General features: G+C 73.8%; 2 protein-coding genes. Both read left to right on the forward strand.

Annotated features, from left to right (window positions below; genetic code table 11):
- A partial coding sequence (locus tag DKT68_RS00910; protein ID WP_109815541.1) for an RNA degradosome polyphosphate kinase occupies positions 1-2,310 on the forward strand: 2,310 nt, incomplete at its 5' end.
- A gap of 25 nt (positions 2,311-2,335) precedes the next feature.
- Positions 2,336-3,279, forward strand: a 944-nt coding sequence (locus DKT68_RS00915; protein WP_146218252.1) for a CYTH and CHAD domain-containing protein, incomplete at its 3' end; no start/stop codon positions are given.

The following is a 3,279-nucleotide window of genomic DNA, read 5'->3' on the forward strand; positions in this document are numbered from 1 at the left end:
CCCCGCAACGGCGCCCCCACCCGCGGGGGCGACGGCCGCTTCCGCCCGTCCCGGGCCGAACGCGCCGGCGCCGCCCGCGCCGACACGCTCGCCGACGACCCGGCCGCGGCCTCCTCCGGGCTGGACGAGGTGATCGACCCCACCGTCCCGTCCGCCCCGACCGAGGACCGTCCCGGTGGAACCGGGCCCGTCCCGCCAGCGGACACCGCGCCCGGCGGCGAGGAGGACGAGTCACCGGCCCCCACGCCGCTGCCGGAGGACCGGTTCCTCAACCGGGAACTGTCCTGGCTCGACTTCAACGCCCGGGTGCTCACGCTCGCCGAGGACCAGCGCACCCCACTGCTGGAACGGGCCAAGTTCCTCGCCATCTTCGCCAGCAACCTCGACGAGTTCTACATGGTGCGCATCGCCGGGCTGAAGCGGCGGCTCTCCGCCGGCCTCCCGGTGCGCGGCGGCGACCGGCTGCCCCTGCGTACCCAGCTGGAGCTGATCGCCGAGCGGACCGCCGAGCTGGTCGCCCGGCACGCCGCCTGCTTCGTCGACGACGTGCTACCCAAGCTGGCCGACGAGGGCATCCGCATACTGCGTTGGGGCGAGCTGGGCGACGTCGAGCGGGAGCGGCTGCGCACCTACTTCCGGGAGCACATCTTCCCGGTGCTGACCCCACTCGCCGTGGACCCGGCGCACCCGTTCCCGTACATCTCGGGGCGGTCGCTGAACCTGGCGGTGGCGGTCCGCGACCCGGACGGCGGTTCGGAGCTGTTCGCCCGGGTGAAGGTGCCCAACAACGTTCCCCGCTTCGTCCGGGTCGACCGGGACCAGCCAGGCGTGCGGATGGTGCCCGTGGAGGACCTGATCTCGGTGCACCTGGGGCAGCTGTTCAGCGGCATGCAGGTGGTCGAGTGCCACCTGTTCCGGGTCACCCGCAACGCCGAGGTGGAGGTCGACGAGGACCGCGACGAGGACCTGCTCCAGGCCCTGGAGCGGGAGCTGGCCCGGCGCCGGTTCGGCCCGCCGGTCCGGCTGGAGGTGGCCGCGTCGATCTCCGATCACATGCTGGACCTGCTCGTCCGGGAACTGGACATGGACGACCAGGACGTGCTGCGGGTGCCCGGGCTGCTGGACCTCTCCGCGCTGTGGCAGGTCTACGGCGAGGCGGACCGGCCGGACCTCAAGGACCCGCCGTTCGTGCCGGCCACCCACCCCCGGCTCGCCGAGGGCGAGGTGCCGCGCAGCGTCTTCGCCACCCTGCGCGACGGGGACATCCTGGTGCACCACCCGTACCACTCGTTCGCGACCAGCGTGCAGCGCTTCATCGAGCAGGCCGCCGCCGACCCCGACGTGCTCGCCATCAAGCAGACCCTCTACCGCACCAGCGGCGACTCGCCGATCGTCGACGCGCTGGTCGACGCGGCCGCCGCCGGGAAGCAGGTGGTGGTGCTGGTGGAGGTGAAGGCCCGCTTCGATGAGGTGGCCAACATCGGCTGGGCCCGCACCCTGGAACGCGCCGGGTGCCACGTGGTGTACGGCCTGGTCGGCCTGAAGACGCACTGCAAGACCGCGCTGGTGGTCCGGCAGGAGGGCAACCAGATCCGCCGGTACTGCCACATCGGCACCGGCAACTACCACCCCAAGACCGCGCGGCTGTACGAGGACTTCGGCATGCTCACCGCGGACCCGGAGATCGGCGCTGACCTCACCGACCTGTTCAATGTGCTCACCGGCTACAGCCGGCAGACCGCGTACCGGCGGCTGCTGGTCGCCCCGCAGGGCATCCGCAGCGGCCTGATCGAGCGGATCGAGCGGGAGATCTCGCACGTCCGCCTCGGCATGCCCGGCCTGGTCCAGTTCAAGGTCAACTCGCTGGTGGACGAGGGGGTGACCGACGCGCTGTACCGGGCCTCGCAGGCGGGCGTACACGTCGACCTGCTCATCCGGGGCATGTGCACGCTGCGCCCGGGGGTGCCGGGGCTGTCGGAGAACATCCGCGTCCGCTCGATCCTCGGCCGGTTCCTGGAACACTCCCGGATCTTCCGGTTCGGCAACAACGGTGACGCCGAGTTCTGGATGGGCTCGGCCGACCTGATGCACCGCAACCTGGACCGGCGGGTGGAGGCGCTCGTGCAGGTCAGCGACCCGGTGGCGCGGGCCGAGCTGGACCAGGTGCTCAACCTGGCGATGAGCCCCGACGTGGACGCGTTCGAGTTGTCCGGCGACGGCTGCTGGACCCGCCGCACCGGCGGCGGCGAGGCGGCCCCGGAGCATCTCCAGGAACTGCTGCTGCGCCGCGTCGGTGGCACCGCCGGCTGACCGGGTCGCGGCATAGGCTGATCTGATGGTGGAGGAGGAGCAGAAGCATGAGGTGGACGACGCCTACGTGCTGCCGGACCTGTCCGCCACGGCGCCGGCCGGTGGCCGGGTCCGCGCGCTGCCACCGGTGACCCTGGTCGCCCGCTACCTCGACACGGTCGACCTGCGGCTGGCCCGGGCCGGCGCCTCACTCCGCCACCGCCGCGGCGACGAGCTGCCGTGGACGGTGAAGCTGCCCACGTCGACGCCCGGCGTCCGGCACGAGATCTCCCGCCCGGGGCCGGTCGGGCAGCCGCCGCCCGAGCTGGTGGAGCTGGTCACCGTCCTGCACCGGGGCGCGCCGCTGGCACCGGTGACGGTGGTACGGACCGTCCGGCACGCACACGAGGTGTGCGACGCGGCGGGAGCGGTGCTCGCCGAGGTGGTCGACGACCGGGTGACCGTTCTCGACGACAGCGGCGCCACCACCGGCGCCTTCCGGGAGCTGGAGGTGGAGCTCAAGGCCGGCGACCGGCCGTTGCTGGACCGGATCGGCGCGGTGCTGCGGGAGGCCGGCGCACGGGACGGATCCTTCACGCCCAAGCACGTGCGGGCGCTGGGCACGGCGGCCCGGGCCGAGCCGGAGCTGGTCGCGCCGGCCGGGCTGCCGGCCGACCCGAGCGCGGGCGACGTGGTCACCGAGGCGGTCCGCAGGGAGGTACGCCGGCTGCTGGCGCACGACCCGCTGGTGCGGCTGCGTGCCCCGAGCGGGGGCGGGAAGAGCGCCGTCCACCAGATGCGGGTGGCCTGCCGGCGGCTCCGCAGCGACCTGCGCACCTTCGCGCCGCTGGTCCGCAGGACCTGGTCCCGCCCGCTGCGCGCCGAGCTGCGCTGGCTGGCCGGGGTGCTCGGCGCGGCCCGCGACGCCGAGGTGCTGCGCGACCGGCTGCGGCGCACCGCCGCCGCCGACCCGCTCAGCCCGCTCGACGC

Origin of the sequence: Micromonospora acroterricola, from assembly GCF_003172955.1 — a bacterium.
Taxonomy (GTDB): Bacteria; Actinomycetota; Actinomycetes; order Mycobacteriales; family Micromonosporaceae; genus Micromonospora; species Micromonospora acroterricola.